The 18,972-nt window shown below is 34.1% G+C and carries 17 protein-coding genes, 3 pseudogenes and 1 riboswitch; of the genes and pseudogenes, 9 read left to right on the top strand and 11 right to left on the bottom strand.

Translation table 11 applies throughout. The annotated features are described in order from the left end of the window. The 3 genes and pseudogenes from AC1DUW_RS13525 to AC1DUW_RS13515 all read left to right on the top strand — a co-directional run. A pseudogene (locus AC1DUW_RS13525) lies at positions 1 to 813 on the top strand (O-antigen polymerase); the annotation flags it as partial. A 270-nt stretch (positions 814 to 1,083) separates the two neighbouring features. Next, positions 1,084 to 1,214: pseudogene (locus AC1DUW_RS13520) on the top strand (UDP-glucose 4-epimerase GalE); the annotation flags it as partial. Between the two features lie 865 nt (positions 1,215 to 2,079). Then, complete coding sequence (locus AC1DUW_RS13515; RefSeq protein WP_477642733.1) at positions 2,080 to 3,003, top strand: hypothetical protein; 924 nt, start codon at positions 2,080 to 2,082, stop codon at positions 3,001 to 3,003. 191 nt (positions 3,004 to 3,194) lie between these two features. Here the strand turns inward: AC1DUW_RS13515 and AC1DUW_RS13510 are convergent, their stop codons facing one another. The 10 genes from AC1DUW_RS13510 to AC1DUW_RS13465 form a co-directional block, all read right to left on the bottom strand. Next, the gene (locus AC1DUW_RS13510; protein WP_477642732.1) at positions 3,195 to 4,736 is read right to left on the bottom strand and encodes a hypothetical protein; all 1,542 of its coding nucleotides are present in this window, start codon (positions 4,734 to 4,736) and stop codon (positions 3,195 to 3,197) included. Positions 4,737 to 4,841: 105 nt separating this feature from the next. Continuing rightward, the gene (locus tag AC1DUW_RS13505) at positions 4,842 to 5,888 is read right to left on the bottom strand and encodes a glycosyltransferase family 4 protein (RefSeq protein ID WP_477642731.1); all 1,047 of its coding nucleotides are present in this window, start codon (positions 5,886 to 5,888) and stop codon (positions 4,842 to 4,844) included. A 4-nt stretch (positions 5,889 to 5,892) separates the two neighbouring features. Further along, the gene (locus AC1DUW_RS13500; protein ID WP_309557923.1) at positions 5,893 to 6,696 is read right to left on the bottom strand and encodes a glycosyltransferase family 2 protein; all 804 of its coding nucleotides are present in this window, start codon (positions 6,694 to 6,696) and stop codon (positions 5,893 to 5,895) included. Continuing rightward, a complete protein-coding gene (locus tag AC1DUW_RS13495; protein ID WP_477642734.1) occupies positions 6,674 to 7,885 on the bottom strand; it encodes an O-antigen ligase family protein in 1,212 nt (403 codons plus the stop codon). Before AC1DUW_RS13495 ends, AC1DUW_RS13500 begins: the two co-directional genes overlap by 23 nt. After that, the gene (locus AC1DUW_RS13490; protein WP_477642730.1) at positions 7,875 to 9,326 is read right to left on the bottom strand and encodes a lipopolysaccharide biosynthesis protein; all 1,452 of its coding nucleotides are present in this window, start codon (positions 9,324 to 9,326) and stop codon (positions 7,875 to 7,877) included. The genes AC1DUW_RS13495 and AC1DUW_RS13490 overlap by 11 nt, the downstream gene beginning before the upstream one ends. 17 nt (positions 9,327 to 9,343) lie before the next feature. Next, positions 9,344 to 10,330, bottom strand: a complete 987-nt coding sequence (locus tag AC1DUW_RS13485; protein ID WP_477642729.1) for an SDR family NAD(P)-dependent oxidoreductase — start codon at positions 10,328 to 10,330, stop codon at positions 9,344 to 9,346. A gap of 23 nt (positions 10,331 to 10,353) precedes the next feature. Beyond that, on the bottom strand, positions 10,354 to 10,992 hold the full coding sequence (locus AC1DUW_RS13480; protein WP_477642728.1) for a sugar transferase: 639 nt from the start codon (positions 10,990 to 10,992) through the stop codon (positions 10,354 to 10,356). A gap of 17 nt (positions 10,993 to 11,009) precedes the next feature. Then, the gene (locus AC1DUW_RS13475) at positions 11,010 to 11,639 is read right to left on the bottom strand and encodes a CpsD/CapB family tyrosine-protein kinase (RefSeq protein ID WP_235566105.1); all 630 of its coding nucleotides are present in this window, start codon (positions 11,637 to 11,639) and stop codon (positions 11,010 to 11,012) included. After that, entirely contained in the window at positions 11,626 to 12,369 is a 744-nt protein-coding gene (locus tag AC1DUW_RS13470) for a YveK family protein (RefSeq protein WP_377438190.1), read from the bottom strand. The genes AC1DUW_RS13475 and AC1DUW_RS13470 overlap by 14 nt, the downstream gene beginning before the upstream one ends. 22 nt (positions 12,370 to 12,391) lie before the next feature. Further along, positions 12,392 to 13,573 carry an acyltransferase family protein gene (locus AC1DUW_RS13465; RefSeq protein WP_477642727.1) on the bottom strand — a complete coding sequence of 394 codons (1,182 nt, stop codon included), beginning with the start codon at positions 13,571 to 13,573 and terminating at the stop codon, positions 12,392 to 12,394. Positions 13,574 to 14,360: 787 nt separating this feature from the next. Continuing rightward, a riboswitch (cyclic di-GMP riboswitch) is annotated at positions 14,361 to 14,442 on the top strand. A 6-nt stretch (positions 14,443 to 14,448) separates the two neighbouring features. Between AC1DUW_RS13465 and AC1DUW_RS13460 the strand changes: the two genes are divergently transcribed. The 5 genes from AC1DUW_RS13460 to AC1DUW_RS13440 all read left to right on the top strand — a co-directional run bounded on the left by AC1DUW_RS13460 (position 14,449) and on the right by AC1DUW_RS13440 (position 16,997). After that, positions 14,449 to 14,601 carry an anti-repressor SinI family protein gene (locus tag AC1DUW_RS13460; RefSeq protein WP_477642726.1) on the top strand — a complete coding sequence of 51 codons (153 nt, stop codon included), beginning with the start codon at positions 14,449 to 14,451 and terminating at the stop codon, positions 14,599 to 14,601. A gap of 737 nt (positions 14,602 to 15,338) precedes the next feature. After that, positions 15,339 to 15,476, top strand: coding sequence for a hypothetical protein (locus tag AC1DUW_RS13455; protein WP_477642725.1), 138 nt, complete (start codon positions 15,339 to 15,341; stop codon positions 15,474 to 15,476). 310 nt (positions 15,477 to 15,786) lie between these two features. Then, positions 15,787 to 15,918 carry a YwzD family small protein gene (locus AC1DUW_RS13450; protein ID WP_255264148.1) on the top strand — a complete coding sequence of 44 codons (132 nt, stop codon included), beginning with the start codon at positions 15,787 to 15,789 and terminating at the stop codon, positions 15,916 to 15,918. Between the two features lie 166 nt (positions 15,919 to 16,084). Beyond that, entirely contained in the window at positions 16,085 to 16,393 is a 309-nt protein-coding gene (locus tag AC1DUW_RS13445) for a VanZ family protein (RefSeq protein WP_477642724.1), read from the top strand. 145 nt (positions 16,394 to 16,538) lie between these two features. Beyond that, positions 16,539 to 16,997, top strand: a complete 459-nt coding sequence (locus AC1DUW_RS13440) for a hypothetical protein (protein WP_477642723.1) — start codon at positions 16,539 to 16,541, stop codon at positions 16,995 to 16,997. A 455-nt stretch (positions 16,998 to 17,452) separates the two neighbouring features. On the opposite strand, the gene tagU is transcribed toward AC1DUW_RS13440, so the two are convergent. Further along, positions 17,453 to 18,382, bottom strand: coding sequence for a polyisoprenyl-teichoic acid--peptidoglycan teichoic acid transferase TagU (gene tagU, locus AC1DUW_RS13435; RefSeq protein WP_477642722.1), 930 nt, complete (start codon positions 18,380 to 18,382; stop codon positions 17,453 to 17,455). Positions 18,383 to 18,536: 154 nt separating this feature from the next. On the opposite strand from tagU, the pseudogene AC1DUW_RS13430 reads away from it, so the two are divergent. Beyond that, positions 18,537 to 18,972, top strand: a pseudogene (locus AC1DUW_RS13430) (hypothetical protein); the annotation flags it as partial.

Genomic DNA, 18,972 nt, shown 5'->3' with positions numbered 1-18,972 from the left:
TTTAAATACAAGAAATCATTATTTAAATACTTTGTATTAATTATATTAATCGTGGGAGTTTCATTTTTACTTTCTTCAATGGGCGGAAGGAAATCAACTTTGCAATTTATAGTCTTTTCTATGCTTGTTTGGCATTTTGCTGTAGCCAAGATAAAAAGGCTCCAATTTAAACTACTTTTAATAGTTCCTGTTGCATTGATTTATATTATTGTAATTCCTATTCTTCGTGCACCAGATGGTTTTGAAGTTTATACAAATAATCCTGAAAAACTTTTAACTGAGATTACAGAAGATGTAGGTACTGTCACACGACAATTTAGCTATATAGATCATTATTTGTTTATAATGGATTATTTTACAATTGATAAATTGTGGCTAGGTAGTAGTTTTGTAGATTTATTTTACGCTCCTTTACCAAGTTCTCTATATCCTGAAAAACCTCCGGTTGATGATGGAGTTTATGTAAGAACACTAGCAGAGGGTTGGCAAGTATCTCCATCCACACCATATAAAAATATGTACCCATCTTCATGGCCGCCTGAAACTTTTGGTGCAATGTATATGAATTTTTGGATTCCTGGTGTATTTTTAGGGATGTATCTCTTAGGGATCATATATCAGGCAGCATATCTGTATATGATTAAGTCTGATTATAGCTTGCATTCCATGTTAATTTATGGAAAAATCCTATTGAATTTTCAAATTAGTAATTTGAGAATGGTACAAACACTAACAGATATAGTAGTAATAACTATCTTCTTAGGAATCTTCTTTCTAGGATTCAAAAGGAAAAAGAAATATAAATTGGTCTAATAAATCTAATCATCTATAACTCAATAGACACAAACTGAGCCGTAACTAAAACTAAAAAATCCACAAAATCTAAGCCGCCCTGGGGTGGCTTAAAGAGAGGTATTTGCCAAGTGATAACGGTGATAAACAATGGTGGAGATTAGATCCTAATTGAGGTAAAGGGTTTATACTGAGAAAGTGAGAGTGTGTTAGAGAATAAAAAATTTCTGTTATGGATTCAATTAATCGGATGGTGCATTGATAGAATAATTTTAACAAGAGGGAACATAAATAATCCTTGTAGTAGGAGGAGCCGGATACATCAGTATCCATCTAGAATGGAACGACGTTCTAGTTTTAGATATATCAACTGGTCATCGCTCAGTAGTGATTATAGAACATTGTTTGTGCAAGGGAATCTTTTTTTTACATGAACATTTATTTTATCCGTTAAAAGGGGCTATCATCAGCATATTATAGATTTCAATTTATTACTCATTAGATTATTTATTTGATGGGGGTGTAACAAGGTTCTTTTTAACTGTTTTTGACTTAGTACGTTCCAATAATCAATATTTTAAAAGAAGCATTTGACGTATAAAACTTTTCTTCACGAACCCAACCACGTTTCCACTCTTCATTTGCTATCTGCATAGTTGTTTACTTCTAATGTTATCTCATTCAATTGACATAGGCATATAAAGATGGTAATTTTAGCATGTGTAGTTCGTTATAGCGAACTACTGGTACCTAAAAAGGAAGTATTTGATATCGAAAACAACAAATATTAAAACTAATTAGATTAATAAGTAAAAATCTATGTGGAAAGAAACTATTTATTTGTTTCTTAATTCTCTTGCATACTAAAATTCAACGATAACAAAATGAACCCTCTGGCAAAGGATTTTTCTATTATTTTATACATACCTCGGGTATTCCCCTACATGGCTTAACTTTTTAATGTCCAAGAAACGTCTCAGTTAATTAATTGGCACAATATGTTGCTTTTTCTTTTACTAAAAAACTGAAATTGTATTATCAAAAAGCCCCAATTCAATTACACATTGTGAGTCCTCTGATTTTGTTATACCTTGCCAAATAAGACATAAATCAATGATCGTATGCATTCAATCGATTTCACTAATACTGACAATCTCGAAAATAATTCAATGGACATCGTAAACTTTATCTTAAATGTGAAGTAAATAAATACATTCATAATACTATCCGAATGGAAAATAAAGCATTAACAAGTAGAAAAACAATAACGAAAAAAGGATGTATTTTATGAAAAAAATGATTGGTTTTTTCTTATGTTTTTTGTTAATTGTTTTAGTCATTTACCAACAGAATAATTCTGCTTCTAACCATAAAGAGAAGGTATACGTTGAAGATTTTAAGGGGGACAATGATTCTGCTAAGATTCAAGCTGCCATCGATAAAGCAAAGACCAATAAAATAAAGACGGTTATGCTTGATGATAGAAAGTATACAATTACATCGCCTATCATCGTTAGGAAAGGTGTAAAGTTACTATTCGGATACGGAACGCAGTTTATTGTTGAGGGAAACTTTAGGGTGCTTGAACTTGAGCAGAATGCTTCTATTGAAGGTGCTTATGTAGCAATAAATGATACTAAATTTAATTCAGAGGTCATTTACTTAGATGGTAAATATAAATATTATAACACCTGGAACAAAACACAAGTCAAGGATGTAAATATCGTCAACTGGTCTGAAAGTAATAAGGGTACAGGAATATCTTTATATGCTGGCGGAAAAGAACATGAGATTTCTTTCGTGAACTTTGAGAATGTTAAGATCGCAGGAATGGAGACTGGAGTAAAGTTAATAGCTGAAAAGCCGCCTTCTGGAAAGGCATGGATCAATGCTAATCGGTTTATGAATGTATCTTTAGAGGATTGCGTAAACATGATTTACATGGATAGTTCTTTAACCATACCGAATGAGACTAGTGGCAATCAATTTACTAACTTACAGATTCAACCTTCAAGTAAAACAAAGAGTATTTTGAAGGTAAGTGGGCAATATAATAAGTTTGAGGGGATGTTCTGGGATTTGGACCAAATCACTCTTCAAAACACTGTTATTGAACTTACAGATAAGAGCAAGGGTACCACCATTGACATTCCTTCCTTGCCTATGAGTAGAATTTCCGACACAGGTCAAGCAAATATAGTAAATCAATGAGGAATAAGAGTCCTTCTCTATTATTCATAGTTGAGATAGTAGTATTCATACTCTAGTCTCATTAAAAATATGGATGAAAGGGAAATTCTAATAATGAAGAGTTATTATTTAATAGAAAAAAGCGGCTTCATTTATTTTATTAAATAAGAAAAGCTGCTTTTTTGAGCTGTAACCATTTAAGGTTAAGATGTTCAAAGTTTCGAAGTGATAATTTGTCCTTGATCATTAATACTCACTTTCCACTTGGTTCCGTTTGGAGAAACCATTGTCACAACTTTCCCTTTTTGGAGTTCTAAATCTCCATATAATGTTCCACCTGTGGTCGATAACCAAGAGGACCCATACTGTAAAGATGATCTTGCAAAAATGCGATTAATCCGAAATCGTTTGTGCTCTTGGGTATATCCGCTTAGAGTCAGTTTAATTTTGTTCAACGTATCGGCTCTTACTTCTGAAATAACAGTGTTTCCTGCATTAAATGGAACATTATTTGCAACAGTCCAGGGTCCATTTAAGCTCTGTTGGTATTCTATCAAAATACGACTTGGGCTTTCATTCCATCCAAAATAGATACCCAAGCAATTCAGCATTTTAATAGGCTGGTTAGAAAAATCTAATTCAATCACAACGGGTTGAGAACTTGGAACATCAAGGTAATTCACACTTTGTTCATCGAGTAGGTTAAAGCAATTATTAATATTTCCTCCATATGGAGCTTTCCCAGAAAGCTGACGTACGGCGTATCGGACGTTTGCGTTCACTAAGATATCGTCTTGATTCCCAACCAGATGGGCTTTACCTAAGGCAAGAGGAGGATATACTTGAAGGGATTCTTCATGTGGCGATGTGCACCGATTGTATTGGCCACGGTCTAGAATTGATGTAGCTAGTTGGTTTGAAAAGAGGTAGTTGTGATGAGAAGTAGAAGAGAATTCGATGACCAGAGGAGGATCATCCATACGGTAGGTATCCCATATCACTCCTTCAAAAATATTATAGGCACCCGAGCAACGGATGACTTTCTTTGTTTGACTCCGGCATTGAACTTGGATTCCGGTAAACATATTCCCTGAAATTTCGTACGGTAATTCACCGTTTCCTACAATCTCAATACCATACTGACAACCATCTATAAAAATAGAATGGAAGGAGTTCGCATTAATCCAACACGGGGTATTTATATTTAGAAGCTTTTCTGTTTTTAAATAGATAGCCGTATGGAAGTTTGTGATTTGGAGGGAGCTTGCCTTAAAGAAACTGATGAAATCCCATGCTTTTTCACAGTACAAATGAATGGCTATACCCTGGTACGTTGTTGTACGGTTTATAATATTAATATTGGATATAGTTGTATGATTATGAATTTCTATTTGTTGGGCACCAGAAAGAAAAATGACGGATGAATTAAAGCTATTATCCACGATTTCAATCGTGCCACCTGAGATGGAAGCATCCTTCTGAAGTTCAAAAACTCGGAAATTCCCTTTGATGATTAATGTTACAGTAGGATCAATTTCAAGATGTACATTTGATTTAATGACAATGGGGGAGGATAGGGTATATTGTTTCTTTCCTGTGATGACAACTTTAGAGTGATTATTGGCAACACAATAATTAATCGTATCTTGAATGGCTGGGGAATTGTCTACTAAATTAGGATTAGCGCCAAAACAATCAATATTAAGAACATCTCTGTTCTGGCAATCTTCAGACAAGTTTAGTGAGTCTGTCAATTGTATAACACTCCTTATAAAGTGATGTTATACAGCATATGTTTGTCCAAAAAAAAAGTATAGGTATAAAAAACAAAAAACAAACGAGTTATCGTTTGTTTTAAATCAATGATAGGTTTCCAGCGTAGAATGAATCATATTTGTAAGGGAAAATGATTTTTCTACTTTTTGTCTTGCTTTGCTACCCAAGCGTTGTCTTAAACCCTTATCATCGTGAAGTATTCTAATTTTTTTAGCAAATTCTTTTTCCGAATGATGGGAAATTAGAACACCTGTTTCATGATCCACAACGGCTTCTTTAATGCCGCCTACATCTACAGAAACAATTGGTGTACCTGTTGCCATTGCTTCAAGGACTACCATTGGAAAAACCTCTCTTAAGGATGTAAGGAGCAGCAAGTCCATATTGCAAATAAATTCATATGGATTGGATGCATTACCTAAAAGCTTCACCTTATGGTGTAACTTTAAGTCCTTAATCATTTTTTCAACAATTTCCCGCTCAGGTCCATCTCCAGCAATATAAAACATTACGTTCGGTACATCTTTTAACTCATTAGCTATTTTTATAAAGAGTTCATGGTTTTTTTCTTTTGATAACCGCGCTAGAATTCCGACATTGAACGTTTCTTTAGGTTGTATCTGCTGAAAAGAAAAGTGTTCCACATCCACTCCGTTGTAAATGGTCCGAATAAGTTCCTTCCTTACACCAAACTGAAGTAAGTTTTCCTTTTCGAAATTACTAACCGCTATAATTTGATCCACATTCTKATTTAACACTTTTTTAAATAGTAAGGGCATCTTTTTTTCAAGAATGGTTACATTATGTTTGGTATACACCAGCTTGATTTTTCTTCTCGTGATTTTCTTTATTGCGATGGAATATAGTAACATTCTTAAACTATTTGCATGGATAACATCAATTTCTTTTTGGTTAACTTCTTTACTCAGTGTCTTGAGATTAGCGAAGTGATTTTTTAAGCTTAAAGGAATAAATTGATGTTTATTATGAATTTGATTGTACAACTCACCAGTAGCAGCTGCTGAGTAAAACGTCATGTTTTCATCCTTAAGATGGTTTTCTAATTTACAAAAATACATCTCAGCGCCGCCTGTTATGAGTTTATCGGTTAGTAGTAGGACATTGTTCATTTCCTTATTTACCCCCATTTTGTATAGAGGTAGGCCGCGAACCTCTGTTTTTATTGTATGCATGATAGGCATATTTGCTAAAATAATAGTTAGCTTTTACAAAGTTTAATTTTTCTTGGCTCCGTAACAGTTTCCAATATCGGTAAGCAGCCTTTAATTTATTCCTTGAAGTAGAGTTACTAACAATACGATACTTGGATAAAACCTTTTGTAAGCCATGTGCTTGATACCCCTGTCTTAACAGTAACAACCATAATGCCGAATCCTCAGGCTGAATATCGGGCATTTCAATTTGCTTAATTTGTAGCCTATCTAACATCACAGTTAAACAGCCAATCGTTGTATTTCCAATCAGATTATAATAATCTACCGTTTTTGGTGCACTTACTTCAATATCTAGAGGATTGCCTTCTTCGTCCATTAAAGAATAGGAGGTAAAAGAAAAAGCAAGGTTTCCCTTTTGCATAAAGGTGACTTGTTCTTCCAATTTAGTAGGCATCCATAGATCATCGCTATCAAGAAACGCAATATAATTTCCTTTGGCTTCTTTTATAGCGACATTTCTAGCCATAGCAGCACCAACATTTTGAGTTAAAGGTATAAGTTTAATCCGTGGATCGCTTTCTGTATACGATTTAATGACATGAACCGAGTCATCCTTTGATTGATCATCAACAATAATCATTTCCCAGTTAGAATAGGATTGATCTTGGACAGATTTAATAGTCTCTTTAATAAATGACGAGCTATTATATGAGGGAGTTATAACGGAAACTAAAGGTCTGCTATCCTTTTTGTTGTTTATCATAAACATCCACCTCTTTTCTTTCATATACGGTAATATATCTTAAAGTAAGTGCTAAAAAGGAAAAAAATGCTTCATTAATCATGAGGGAAAGGGACATCATCTGTATTAAAAAAGCAAAGAGTGTAAGCACAATGAAGGGTTTTTCCTTATGTAATTTAGCCTTGAATAAGGTGATAACGAGCATCAATAAAAAGGAAATGTAAAAAAGAAAACCAATGATTCCTGACTCTACTAGGACTTCTAGATACGTATTGTGAACATATAGCTTTTCATTATGCTCAAATGCGTAGTAATCGGAAAAGTTAAAGGCACCAATACCAAAAAGGGGATTTGACATAAAATAGTTAATCGCCTGACTCCATAATTCAAACCGGCCACTACCACCATCAGAAGAAAAGTCGGTAATACGGCTAGCAATAATCTCATTGAAATCTATTTGAATGAAAGAACCTGCAGCATAGATCCCAACTAGACATAACAGAGAAACAGTCATCATTTTTATTTTTTTTGAAAAATTCGCTAACAGCATGTACAAAATGACCACCAGTATGAGAGCTAGAATTCCACCTCTTGAAAAAGTAAGAAGAGAGGTGATCACACATAAGATGAATCCAATTGAATGCTTGAATCCTTTTAAATTTGTTAAATAAAAGGAAAAAAACAATGTATTAAAAAAAATAAAGATGTTTGGGTCATCAAGCAATCCAATTAATCTCGGATAATCTCGGTCTAATAATAATCCATAAGATGTAACCTCAACACCTGTTGGGAATCTACCCGTCGCCTTTATGCCGATGACGTACAATAACAGGCTAATGACGTTAAATATGATCCCGACATTTGCAATGGATTTTTCAATGGCACCTATCGAGGTTAGCTCCAGTATATATCTCATGATGAAATAACAGCCAAGTACGAGTATTACTCCTAGAATGACTCGAATGCTTGATTCCGGGTACTGTGAAAAAGCGCCACTCAGACAATAGGTAAAATAAAATAGCAGCAATAAAATTTCATAATGATATAGGGTATGAAAGTAAAAATCTCGAAAATACATGCACAAGAAAATGGCTAGAAAAATCATGTAAATTTTTAATGAAAAACCGATGGACAAATTGTATTTACTAAGTGTAATAAAAAATAACAAGAGAAAGACTGGCCACATAGAGGTGTTTTTATTAATTTGCAATCTTTCCATTCTCTTTTTGTCTCCCATCTTGATTTTTCTTTTTTATCAAACCTACTATTAAGCCCTTGATGGGCTTATCTAATAGTAAAATTAAAGTAGAAACTAAAATGATGGTAGATAACATGGCTATAAAAGGGTATTGAGATAATGAGTAGTGTATAAGGATAAAACTTATAGAAAAGAAGAACCCATATGGAATAATAACCTTTGCTAATACCGTTCTTTTTACTGGATTAACCGCGACATAACCAATGAATGATACGATCTCCATAATTAAAACGGCAAAAGCTGAACCAGCCACTGCATAGCTAACGCTCAGATAATAGAAGGACAACAAACCAATAGCGATGGTTATAAACTGTACGATTGTACGCCGGTTCTGTAACCCTCTTGTCGTGAGGCCGTCCGCAATTGCAATGTTAAAGCCTTGTAGGACTATAATAAAGGACAATATTTTTAAGGGTAGCACCGCTGCTCCCCATTCGTCTCCGAATAAAATAGTGACGAGATATTCAGCCAAATAGAATAGGGATAGGGTCATACACAGACCGGTATAAGACATAATTTTCATTTGTAGAATATTTAATCTAGTATGTTCCTCCAACTCGCCTCGGTTGTATCGCTTAAATAAGAGGGGGAAAAATGCGCCTGCAATGACTCCTGGTATTTGATATAGAGCAGAAGGAATCCGATAAGCTACCGCAAATAGACCAACAAGCGTTAAAGGCAGTGTTTTTTCTAACACTAAGGGACCTAATTGAGGGGTTAACATAATAAATAACCCACTGATTAAAAACGGACTAAGGTTTATTAATAATTGTTTTTCAAAAGGAGATTTCCATTTTAATTCCGCTTTTTTGAGAAGTAAATAAAGGCTGTAGAGGCCTCCTGCTAAATAAGAAAATCCATATAAAAATGCTGCTAGATGGACATCTACTTTTAAGCCCATACTCACCGTGGTTGAAACGATTAATGCAATGGCTGAGAAGATTTTAATGGACGCGATAAACTGCATCCTTTCCGTTAATTGAAAATAGGTGATTCCTATACTTTGTATCGCCAAACCAATGACCATGGGAATCATTAAACTATAAATCATATAAAGAATTTGTTGTTCTTGATAAAGAATGTGTATACCGACAAAGAACACCAAAAAGGATAAAAGCAAACATACAACCCGGATCTTAATATAAGAAGAAAATGTAGTACTTAAGCTTCCTTTCTTCGATCCTTCTCGAAGGAAAGTGTTACTTACTCCGAGGTCTGTAAGAAAGTTCATAATCATAGCTAGAGCTAGAGCGACACTAAAAATTCCATAGTTCTTTGAGTTAAAATAATTGGCCAATAATATAAGTGTAATTGCGTTTAAAACATTAGATAGAATTGTACTGTAAAATAAATGGATAATGTTTTTGAAAATAGAATTTTTCTTCTTATTCACTTGTTTCTATCCCCATTTTATGACGATATAGTAGTTGGATTGAGTTGTGGTACAGGTGATTTATCTGTAGTTATAGTAGACTGATTTTGTTTAAGGTAATAGTCATATGTATTCGCAAGTCCCTTTTCAAGCGAATAAACGGGGTGCCAACCCAATTTTTGGATACTCACTTTGTTACATAGTAAACTATCTTTGATGTCTCCATTTTTGGCTGGTTGATAAATAGGGGATAAATCATGTGTGCCAAATGATTGAATAATCGAGAATAATTGATTGATACTTGTACTAGTAGTTGATGAAACATTAAATGTTCCACTTCCATCAAATTCTAACGCTTTTAAATTGGCATTTGCTACATCTTTTACATAAACAAAATCCCTTGTTTGGTAACCATCACCATAAATAACAGGCCGCTTATTGTTAATGACAAGATTTGTGAAGATTGATATAACACCGCCTTCACCACTTGCTGTCTGTCTTGGACCATACACATTACTGTAACGGAGGTTCACATAGTCTAAATCATATAATTCTTTTGCAAGCTCTAGATAATCTTCAGCCGTTTTTTTTGAGGCACCATAAGGTGATAAGGGATGAGTATCATGCGATAAGGTAATTGGCATAACATTAGAGTTTCCATATACAGCCGCTGATGAGGCAAATACAATCTTTTTAACGGCATACTTGTGAGAAAGCTTAGCAATATTTATGGTTCCCATGATATTGATCTGTGCATCATTCGTAATATCTGAAATTGATTGTTGTACACTAACTTGCGCGGCTTGATGAACGACATAGTCCGGCCTAAATGTTTCCATCGCCTTTTCTAGTGAGCCTTCATCTTCTACATCTCCAAAGAAGGGAATGACTTTTGAATGGACATTCTCGGTAGATCCGGTAGATAAGTTATCATAAACAGCCACTTCATAATTATTACGAATTAATGTATCCACAATATGAGATCCAATAAAACCAAATCCTCCGGTTACTAGTACTTTATTCATTCTTCATTACCCCTTTTAATCGATTATCTAGCTCCATTACCAGTAAATACAATGGCCACTGTTCGAAACAAAATCTTGATTTCCATAGCAAGTGAGCGGTGTTGAATATAATATAGGTCGAAATTCAACTTTTCTTTTGGTGTTAAATCATAACCCCCATTTACTTGGGCCCATCCAGTTATGCCTGGTTTAACAAATAAACGATTTTTAAAGCCAGGCAAAAACTTATCAAATTCCTTATAGAAAAACTCTCTTTCAGGCCTTGGACCAATGAGTGACATATCTCCTTTTAAAACATTAATAAGTTGAGGAATTTCATCAATGCGGGTTTTTCGTATAAATGCTCCTATTCTTGTAACTCTAGAATCTTTTTCACTTGCCCATTGTGGCCCATTTTTTTCAGCATCTAAACTCATGGAACGTAATTTAATCATATTGAAAGATATTCCATTTAATCCCAGTCGTTGTTGACAAAAAAAAGGGGAACCAGTTGAGTCAATAGGGATAAGAATACAGAATAAAACTAAAATAGGTGTTAAAAGAAGTAACATAAAAAATGAAATGATAAAATCTATTGAACGCTTTAAAGTAAAATATGATGATGTCGGTATTGGTTTTATCAGTATTTCTTCCTTTCCATCAACTCTAACCTTTGAATCCAATGGTTACCCTCCTTTATTCATGAAATGATCATTGTACCGGTTATTTCATGTTTGCCCCTTTCAAATTGTGTTTTCACATTCACAATCTTTTCTAACTTATCTCTTCCTTCTTGTATCGCTAAAATAATGCCATCACAATGTTTCGCTATGATTTGTGCATCAGGTTTGTTTATACTATCTGAAGTATGAAATAGAATAATATCAAAATGCTCTTTCCACTCCTCAATTAAGGAGGGAAGGGTCTCTAAAGTTAATAATGTCGTTGGCTCATACAGGACTTCACTTGTGGGTAAACAGAAAAGACTATCCTTTATATGTATAGCATGATCCCTATTTTTGGGGTGCTCACCTAAGAGCAAGTTGGTCAAACCAAATGAATTATCGATATTAAACACATGATGTAGAGAAGGTTGGCGAAGATTAGCATCCACTACCAGCACTCGTTTACGCTGTTCAGAAAAGGCAAGGGCTAAGAACGCGGTTGCATTAGCTATATTTTGTGAATGTGTAAGTGATGTAACCATTAATAGTGAATCTTCTTTTTTGAGATTGGATTCGATATTGTTACATATCGAATAAAATTGTTCTTTATTGTTGACATCATTTAGATAAAAGGATTGTTTCCTTGTGAATTTAATAGCCACCATGTTCACCTCGTTCCGTAGAGGATAATGTCTGATAAGGTGTTTTCCGTTTTTTGTTTTTCATTTTTGTATTTAAGTTCACTCTTCCTAACAATGGAAGTCCAAGACGCTCAAGCTCACGATCGCTGTAAGCCGCATCATCAAAGTGCTCTCGAAGAAGTGCTAAACCTATTCCAGCAAAAAAACCTATTACGATGGAAATGGCTATAATAAACTTTGGTTTTGGAAAAAGAAGTTCTGCTTGTTCCATTTCGTTATCATTAAGAATATTAATCTGTTTTACATTTGCAAACTCTTTAAATTTAGTTATGGACTGCATTGCGACAGCCTGTGCAATGGCTTTAGCTGATTCAGGATTAGAATCTTTGACAGTAATAATAATAATCTGCGAATTATCTCTATTGGTAATGGAAACTTGCTTGAGTAACTCATAACTTGAAGTCTTTAGGTTTAACGAATCTTTAACTCCTGTCATAATTTGTGGGCTTTTAATGATATCCATGTACGAAAGAGCCAACTGTCTGTTTTCTTGCACTTTATTTATGGAAGTTTCCTTTTCTCCCATACTTAAAGATCCTGCCAGAACTTGAGTTGAGTACTGATAAGTTGGTTTCATAATGTACATGGACGAAAAAATAACGAAACCAGTAATACAAAGTGTAGAAAGTATAATGATTACTATTCGCTTTTTTAAGATACGTATAAAATCTTTAATTTTTACTTTTTCATTCATCTATTTCACCACTGGTAAGCTTTTACCCTATTTTTCTTTTTACAGGTTTAGGGTTCACGGATATTTCTGTTACTGGTTCTTTTCTTCTAGTAATATACGATCCAAGGTTCATGCATGGTTTTTCAACGAATACATACGCCAATGAAGATAGTAAAAAGGAAAAGAAGAAGGAAAACATTAATATCAAGCCGGTAGGCAACTTATCATAAAATAGGTACATGAATGAGAATAACGAGATGAGATGATACAAATACAGACTATAAGAAATTTTACCGAGAAAAGTAAGTGCTTTAGACCGTAATAATGATGAAAGTTTTAAGGAAGATAAGCTCATAATCATAAAGATACAAACACCACACGATACAACATAGTCCCTGAAAATATAATTGTTTAATAAATCTACTTCACCAATTATTCCTTCGTACATAAAACAAATAAATGCGATCATCAGTACTATAATTTTTACAGTTTTTTTCATTTTGGAAGTATAGTTAAATAGGTCATGGCGATACTTCGCTAATATTGCTCCCAATAAAAAAATAGTTATGTAGTGGAAACTCAAAAGACTGCTAGTTATGTTCAAATTAGAACCAAACAAATATAAAACTATAGTTGATGAAAAACTTAAAAAAATAAGCCAAAATAAGGAGTATTTAAGCTCTTTGCGAATAAATAAAAGTATCAAAAATGGAAAAATGATCGAAATCCTCATTTCGTGAACAAGAGACCATATAACATTGTTATAGGCGTCAGTATTGTAACTTCCGATAAACAAAAGATGTTGTAATAATAGAGCTGGTGTGTCTGATACGGTCCAGGATTTGCTAAACCAGTTACTAATAAACGGCAAATCATTATGGCTTAAAAGCATTTTAGCCAATATAGCTATAATTATTGCTACTAGATATGGTAAATAAATTCGAAAAACTCGTTTTATTAAGTATGTAGGATAATGGAATTTCGCATTATTAATAGATAAATACAAAACAAAACCACTTAATACAAAGAATAGAATGACAGACTCATTGCCGCTACTGAAAAAAAGTCTTAGAGGAGTTTCCTTGAATAAATAGAATATGAAGGGACTGCTTGAATCATACCGATAACTTGCATATGATGGGTATATCATCATATAATGCCCAATTAATACTATAAGTGCAGCTAATCCTCTTAGTGAGTCTAATTCCTCATATCTACTAGACATATTCCCCCTCCATAAGAACCGTTTTTTTTATAATATAGCATTTGTTCGTTATAAAGTATAGTTAGTTCTCTAAAACAGACAAAGGTAGACAAAAATAGACAAAAAAAGTAAAAAGGTGAACCATGGTATCCTAATCTATAAGCAAATTATTAGGGGAAGTTTAAATTTGAATCTACAAGGAAATTCCGGAAAGCTGGTAAATTTCAATCTTCTTGGAATTTGAATTTAAAAAACTTTAAAAAAGTGTAACTGACCAGTTGGTATTTAGGGGAGGTTATATAAGGGATATACAGTTGTTCATTCAAAGTCAGTTTTAAAGTAAAGTGGGGGACGGACAAAACTGTTTATGTCAAAGGTTTATATATAGTAGTTTTTTTATGTTTAGTATATAAAGGAAGAGAATTAGTTATAGCCTGTCATTAGACTAAAGAATATAGACCTTAAGATTATTAAGAAGATATTTGAATTACTTACTAATTAAAACTTTATCGAATAATGTTATAAAGTAATTAATAGTTATCTATTAACAATTGTTAACTTATTAAGTATAATTAATCTCAATATAGTAATTGAAAAGTAAGGACGCAAACCCCAGTTCTAAGGCATTTGCTAGGAGGCTGGTTTACCGCAAAAAGGATGAAATGAATTTATGCCTTTAATTCAAATGAGAGAAATCTGGACACACATTAAATTAATTTGAGTTAAGCTTTTTAAATCAGATAATGGAAGTGTCTTCATCAAGGTTTTTAATCACCATCGTAAGAAGATTATGTAAAATGTTCAATACTCCTGAGAAGGGCAAACCTATTGAAAAGTAGGGACGCAAAATTACAGGTCTAAGGCTATGCTAAGACGGCTGTGTTACCACAAATAGGGTGAAAAAAGAAGATATGCAGAAAAAAATGGATGCTGAATGGGTTTATTTAATTTTGGAAGCAAAAAGTTTAGGGGTTTCCATTCAAGAAGTGCGAGATTTTATTCAGAATGAACAGAACTTGAATAATCAGCCTCATAAGAATTGGAATTAGAAAAACAATAAGATACATATACTTTGAAGGGCTGTTATTCAGCCTTTTTTTTATGAACTGGATTCTACTTTTACCTTTTGTTATAACTTAAAAGCTTGCGGATGATGCGATCTTTTATCAACAAAACTATTCATTTTCGTGGGATGATACCTAAGAGTTTCTTATAGATTAGAACAATATATTGTTAGTTCCCTATAGTATTGTTAGGAAATTGTAAGTACCAATATTTCTATAGAATATTCGGTATAATTAGATATTTTTCCTGACTAGAATGTTCCGGCTCTAAGACTTTTCAACAAGTAGTAAAATATTTAATAAAAAATTAGGATAATAAGTATATAGTACTATTGTAAGCGTTTTCTTATTGGATTAATATGAAGAAGGTAGTGAGTACAAAGAAGCGGTATTATTTAAGAACAGTAAATGGTTTAAACAAATTACAGCCCTGAAAACAGTTCTTTAGCAACAGATAGAGATAGAAAACTTTTTAATGGTGAATGAAACCTTGGACAGTTTAATAGGGTAATTGGTATATTAGAATATTTTGGAATAATGTATTTTGTATGATTTATAGTAGACTATAAAGTGACGAATAGATATAAATGCCCAACAAAAAATAGTGAATAATCACTTAATATTTTTGTGTATTTGACGATACTAAAGTATAAAGATCAAGCTAATAGGACTTCGCAGTAGGCGATGTCAAGCTGCCATCAAAATACGAGGAGAATAATTTGATGACAAAAAATAAATATATTACGTTCGAGGAAGTTTATGAAAAGAAAGAAAGAAGCAAGAAAATTTTTATTGGGTCTTATATTACTATTATTTTAATCTTGATTTCATTATTGACTTTTTTTCTTGGTCGATCATAAGGTGTTTATCAAATAGGGCTGAGAAATCAGTCCTTTTTTGATTTCATTTTCTTTTGTTTTTTACAGCTAATGAACTACAAATATTCAACTGATGATATTAATAATCCGTCAATTATGAACTTTTTGTGATCATATCTTTTAATATTTCTTTAAAAATTCTGATTTAACCCTTTTTGGATTTATTCCGCTTGCTAATGCACTTTTTATATGTGATTATCAATTAAAAGAGCTATATTCCTTATTTTAGAAAAATAGGTTTAGTACAACTGTCTTATATAGTGGCTCTATTCAAATTGGAGTGGATATTCTAATGAATTTTATTGATATATTACTAGATACGTATACAAAAGGCGAGTTTCAGCAGGATGTTACAGTAAATGATCTTGTGGAAGATCTTAAGGAAAAACTAAGCGGTATCATTGAGGAACATGATAGAATATGATCCGTAAGTTCTGTAAGTGGTTAATCCCAGCTTTGTTCGTTTTATGGGCCATGTTAATCTTCTTTTTTTCCTCGCAGACGTATGAGGAGCAAAGGATTTCTCCCTTTTTAGCGCAGTTCAATACTCCGTATTGGTATGAAAAATTCGGTGGTATGGTGGGCTTGAGGTGAGTGTTCATACAGCTGGAGTAGCCGGCTTTCTAGAGTTTTTTATTCGAAAGGGTGCCCATCTTATTATCTTTTTTGTGTTCGGTTTTTTGACGATTTGTGTTTGGCGCACTTTTGTAAAAAACAGCGTTATTACGTTTTCAGGTGCTCTTTTGTGTGTCCTTTTTTATGCTAGTGGGGACGAACTGCATCAAAAATTCACAGGTGGACGTACCCCCTTGTGGCAGGATGTTATGCTTGATACATTTGGTGGGTTGCTAGGCATTCTATGCTTTCTTATAATAAATCGACGGCGAAAGCGTCATTGAACTATTTCCCCTTTATACTTCAGCTCCGAAATCTCCCATGAAACCGTACCCATACAATACCTAAGAAGTATGTCTAACAACATGCTTCTTTTTTATCGTTTATCCCATATATATTAAGCAATGACCTTTGTGAAGGTGATGAAAGATGAAAAGACAAAATAAGAGTCCAAAAGGAATATTGGCAAGTATGCTCCTAGTTTTAGCTGTAGGAGGTTGTATCATTTTTCTTTGGCCGAGTGGCCCTGTACGCTTGGTGGAGGATTTTTATGAGTATGAGAGTGGGGCGGAGTTCGGGAAGTCATGGGATTTATTAAKTTCTGAAATGAAGCTACGGTTCCCGAATCGAGGCGATTATGTGCAAAATCGGGCCCATGTTTTTATGTCGCATATGGAAGTGGAAACCTTTCAGTATGATGTAGGGCGATCTAAGAAAGTGAAGAACTGGAGCCTGGCTAAGGATGGAAAAGTGCATACAACTGCCTATATGATTCCTGTAACACAGGTCTTCGATTCTCGCTTTGGCGTGTTTACAATAGAACAGAATTGCTATGTGGTAAAGGAAAAAGGCGAATGGCGTTTGTTATGGGATTATCGTTTTGAATAGATTCCTCTCCTTTTTCGAGGTTTAAGATTCCTTTAATTATTGAAAATGGAGAGGGTATATACCTAGGAAATCAACAGTTTTCCTTCTCATGAAACATATTTCATTTTAGAGCGATCACTGATAGCTTTCAGAATAAACATTTTGTCCTGTTTGCTTAGCATTGTCCAACTACCTGCCTTGATTTTCATACAATTCACTCCTTTTATGATATAGAATATGAAGGATATTTAACATAATTTCGTGTCCAAAGAATAATAGTGTCTAGTTATAAAAATGGCTCAAGTGGAAGAAAGGAATATTCAACTCATACTAGATTATACCGTCTTTTTGACCCTAATAAACAACAAAGATTCCAACAAATCTCTACAATTGATGTCCGTTTTTTGTCAGAATATTGGACGAAGAAAATGAAAAAGCTGTCTGGATGCGGGTCCAGACAGCTTTTTTATTATTTATTATTTTATGGCTAAATGTTCTTTTAATTCGGTTTGAACTTTTTCTTGTTCTTCTTCCGACACAATATAATAGTAGATCCCGTCGATTTTCGTTCCAGTGCCATTAATGGATGATTCGGAAATGTCTTTGCTTGCGGCCCGGTAGTTCTTTTGGATGTCCATCATGTCATCAAACGTCAAATTTGTCTGAATATTTTTACTTAGTGCACCGAAAACTTCATCGTATTTCGTCAACGATGAAATGCTTGCGCCTTCCCTGATAACAGCCTCGATAATGGAGCGTTGTCTGGATTGACGGCCAAAATCACCATTCGGATCATCATGTCTCATTCGTGCATAACTTAGCGCATCTTTCCCATTAAGGGTAAGCGTACCTTTTGCAAAATGAACACCATCAGAGCTGAAGTCCAAATTATTTTGCACAGTCACACCGCCGACTGCGTCAACGATATCCTTAAAGCCTTCCATATTGATCTTCATATAGTAGTCAATCGGAATATCGAGGAAGTTCTCGACAGTATCCATTGACATTTCAGCGCCGCCAAATGCATACGCGTGGTTGATTTTATCCTGTGTACCGTGTCCGACAATCTCGGTGCGTGTATCACGCGGGATGCTCAGCATTTTAACCGATTTCTTTTGTGGATTAACGGTTAAGACGATCATTGTATCAGAACGGCCTCTGTCGCCATCTCGTTCATCGACACCGAGCATGAGTATAGAAAAGGGCTCCTGATCTGATAGGGCAAGGTCCTTAGTTCGTTTATCCGTGTTACGGTCTATGGGCGTATGCATCGTGTCTACAGTTTTTGTTAGGGCATTCCATACGGAGAAGGCAAAGGCCCCACCGCCTAATATAATAAGAAGGACGACAATTCCGACTACTTTCAGCCATGTTCGTTTCTTTTTCTTCTTTTTTTCGTTTCTCATATCTTACTTCCTTCCTCGTTTTGTAATCACTTAGTCTATTATATTTAATTTCAGTTTAAAAGAATAGTTTATTTTGTTATTTTATAATACCTTTGACAATTTTTGGTGTTATTGTGTACTATGTAACTAACACAGTGGTGAAGGGGTTGAGAAGTTGAATTCATTTAAAGGATTGATGAAAAAGGAGTGGCTGATTGGGAAAAATGCTCTGCTCTGGCTGTTGGTTGTACAAGGGGGTTTAGTGTTCATTTCTTTTTTAGCATCCAGGTATTTTGAAGTTGCAGGTCTTTTTTATATGTGCACATGGTTGATCATGATTATGCAACCGTTTATTATGGTCTCTCTGATTTTTGGATGTTTGAATTCTGACGGGAAGACACAGTTATGGATTTACAATCCTCAGTCGTCGGCGGTTTTGCTTGGAAGTAAATTATTGACGAGTGTCCTGTTTCAAATGGTTTCGATTATTTTTTCCTCCTGTCTTATTTTTGTGGCATCGACGATACCGGTGAGTTATTTTCAGGCAGACTTTCAGGTGGAAAATAAGTTGGGAATAATGGGCTTACTTAAGATAGACGCGTTTATGTTAA

The sequence above is a fragment of the Peribacillus sp. P4_C12 genome (genome assembly GCF_056402095.1).
The sequence above is the reverse complement of the archived record's forward strand: the minus strand, read 5'-3'. Positions and strand labels throughout refer to the sequence as shown.

What these genes read in the sequence shown, in the direction of transcription:
- AC1DUW_RS13515 (WP_477642733.1), top strand. Translation starts at nt 2,080, where the DNA reads ATGAAAAAAATGATTGGTTTTTTCTTATGTTTTTTGTTAATTGTTTTA.
- AC1DUW_RS13500 (WP_309557923.1), bottom strand. Translation starts at nt 6,696, where the DNA reads ATGATAAACAACAAAAAGGATAGCAGACCTTTAGTTTCCGTTATAACT.
- AC1DUW_RS13485 (WP_477642729.1), bottom strand. Translation starts at nt 10,330, where the DNA reads ATGAATAAAGTACTAGTAACCGGAGGATTTGGTTTTATTGGATCTCAT.
- AC1DUW_RS13475 (WP_235566105.1), bottom strand. Translation starts at nt 11,639, where the DNA reads ATGGTGGCTATTAAATTCACAAGGAAACAATCCTTTTATCTAAATGAT.
- AC1DUW_RS13470 (WP_377438190.1), bottom strand. Translation starts at nt 12,369, where the DNA reads ATGAATGAAAAAGTAAAAATTAAAGATTTTATACGTATCTTAAAAAAG.
- AC1DUW_RS13465 (WP_477642727.1), bottom strand. Translation starts at nt 13,573, where the DNA reads ATGTCTAGTAGATATGAGGAATTAGACTCACTAAGAGGATTAGCTGCA.
- AC1DUW_RS13455 (WP_477642725.1), top strand. Translation starts at nt 15,339, where the DNA reads ATGACAAAAAATAAATATATTACGTTCGAGGAAGTTTATGAAAAGAAA.
- AC1DUW_RS13450 (WP_255264148.1), top strand. Translation starts at nt 15,787, where the DNA reads ATGAATTTTATTGATATATTACTAGATACGTATACAAAAGGCGAGTTT.
- tagU (WP_477642722.1), bottom strand. Translation starts at nt 18,382, where the DNA reads ATGAGAAACGAAAAAAAGAAGAAAAAGAAACGAACATGGCTGAAAGTA.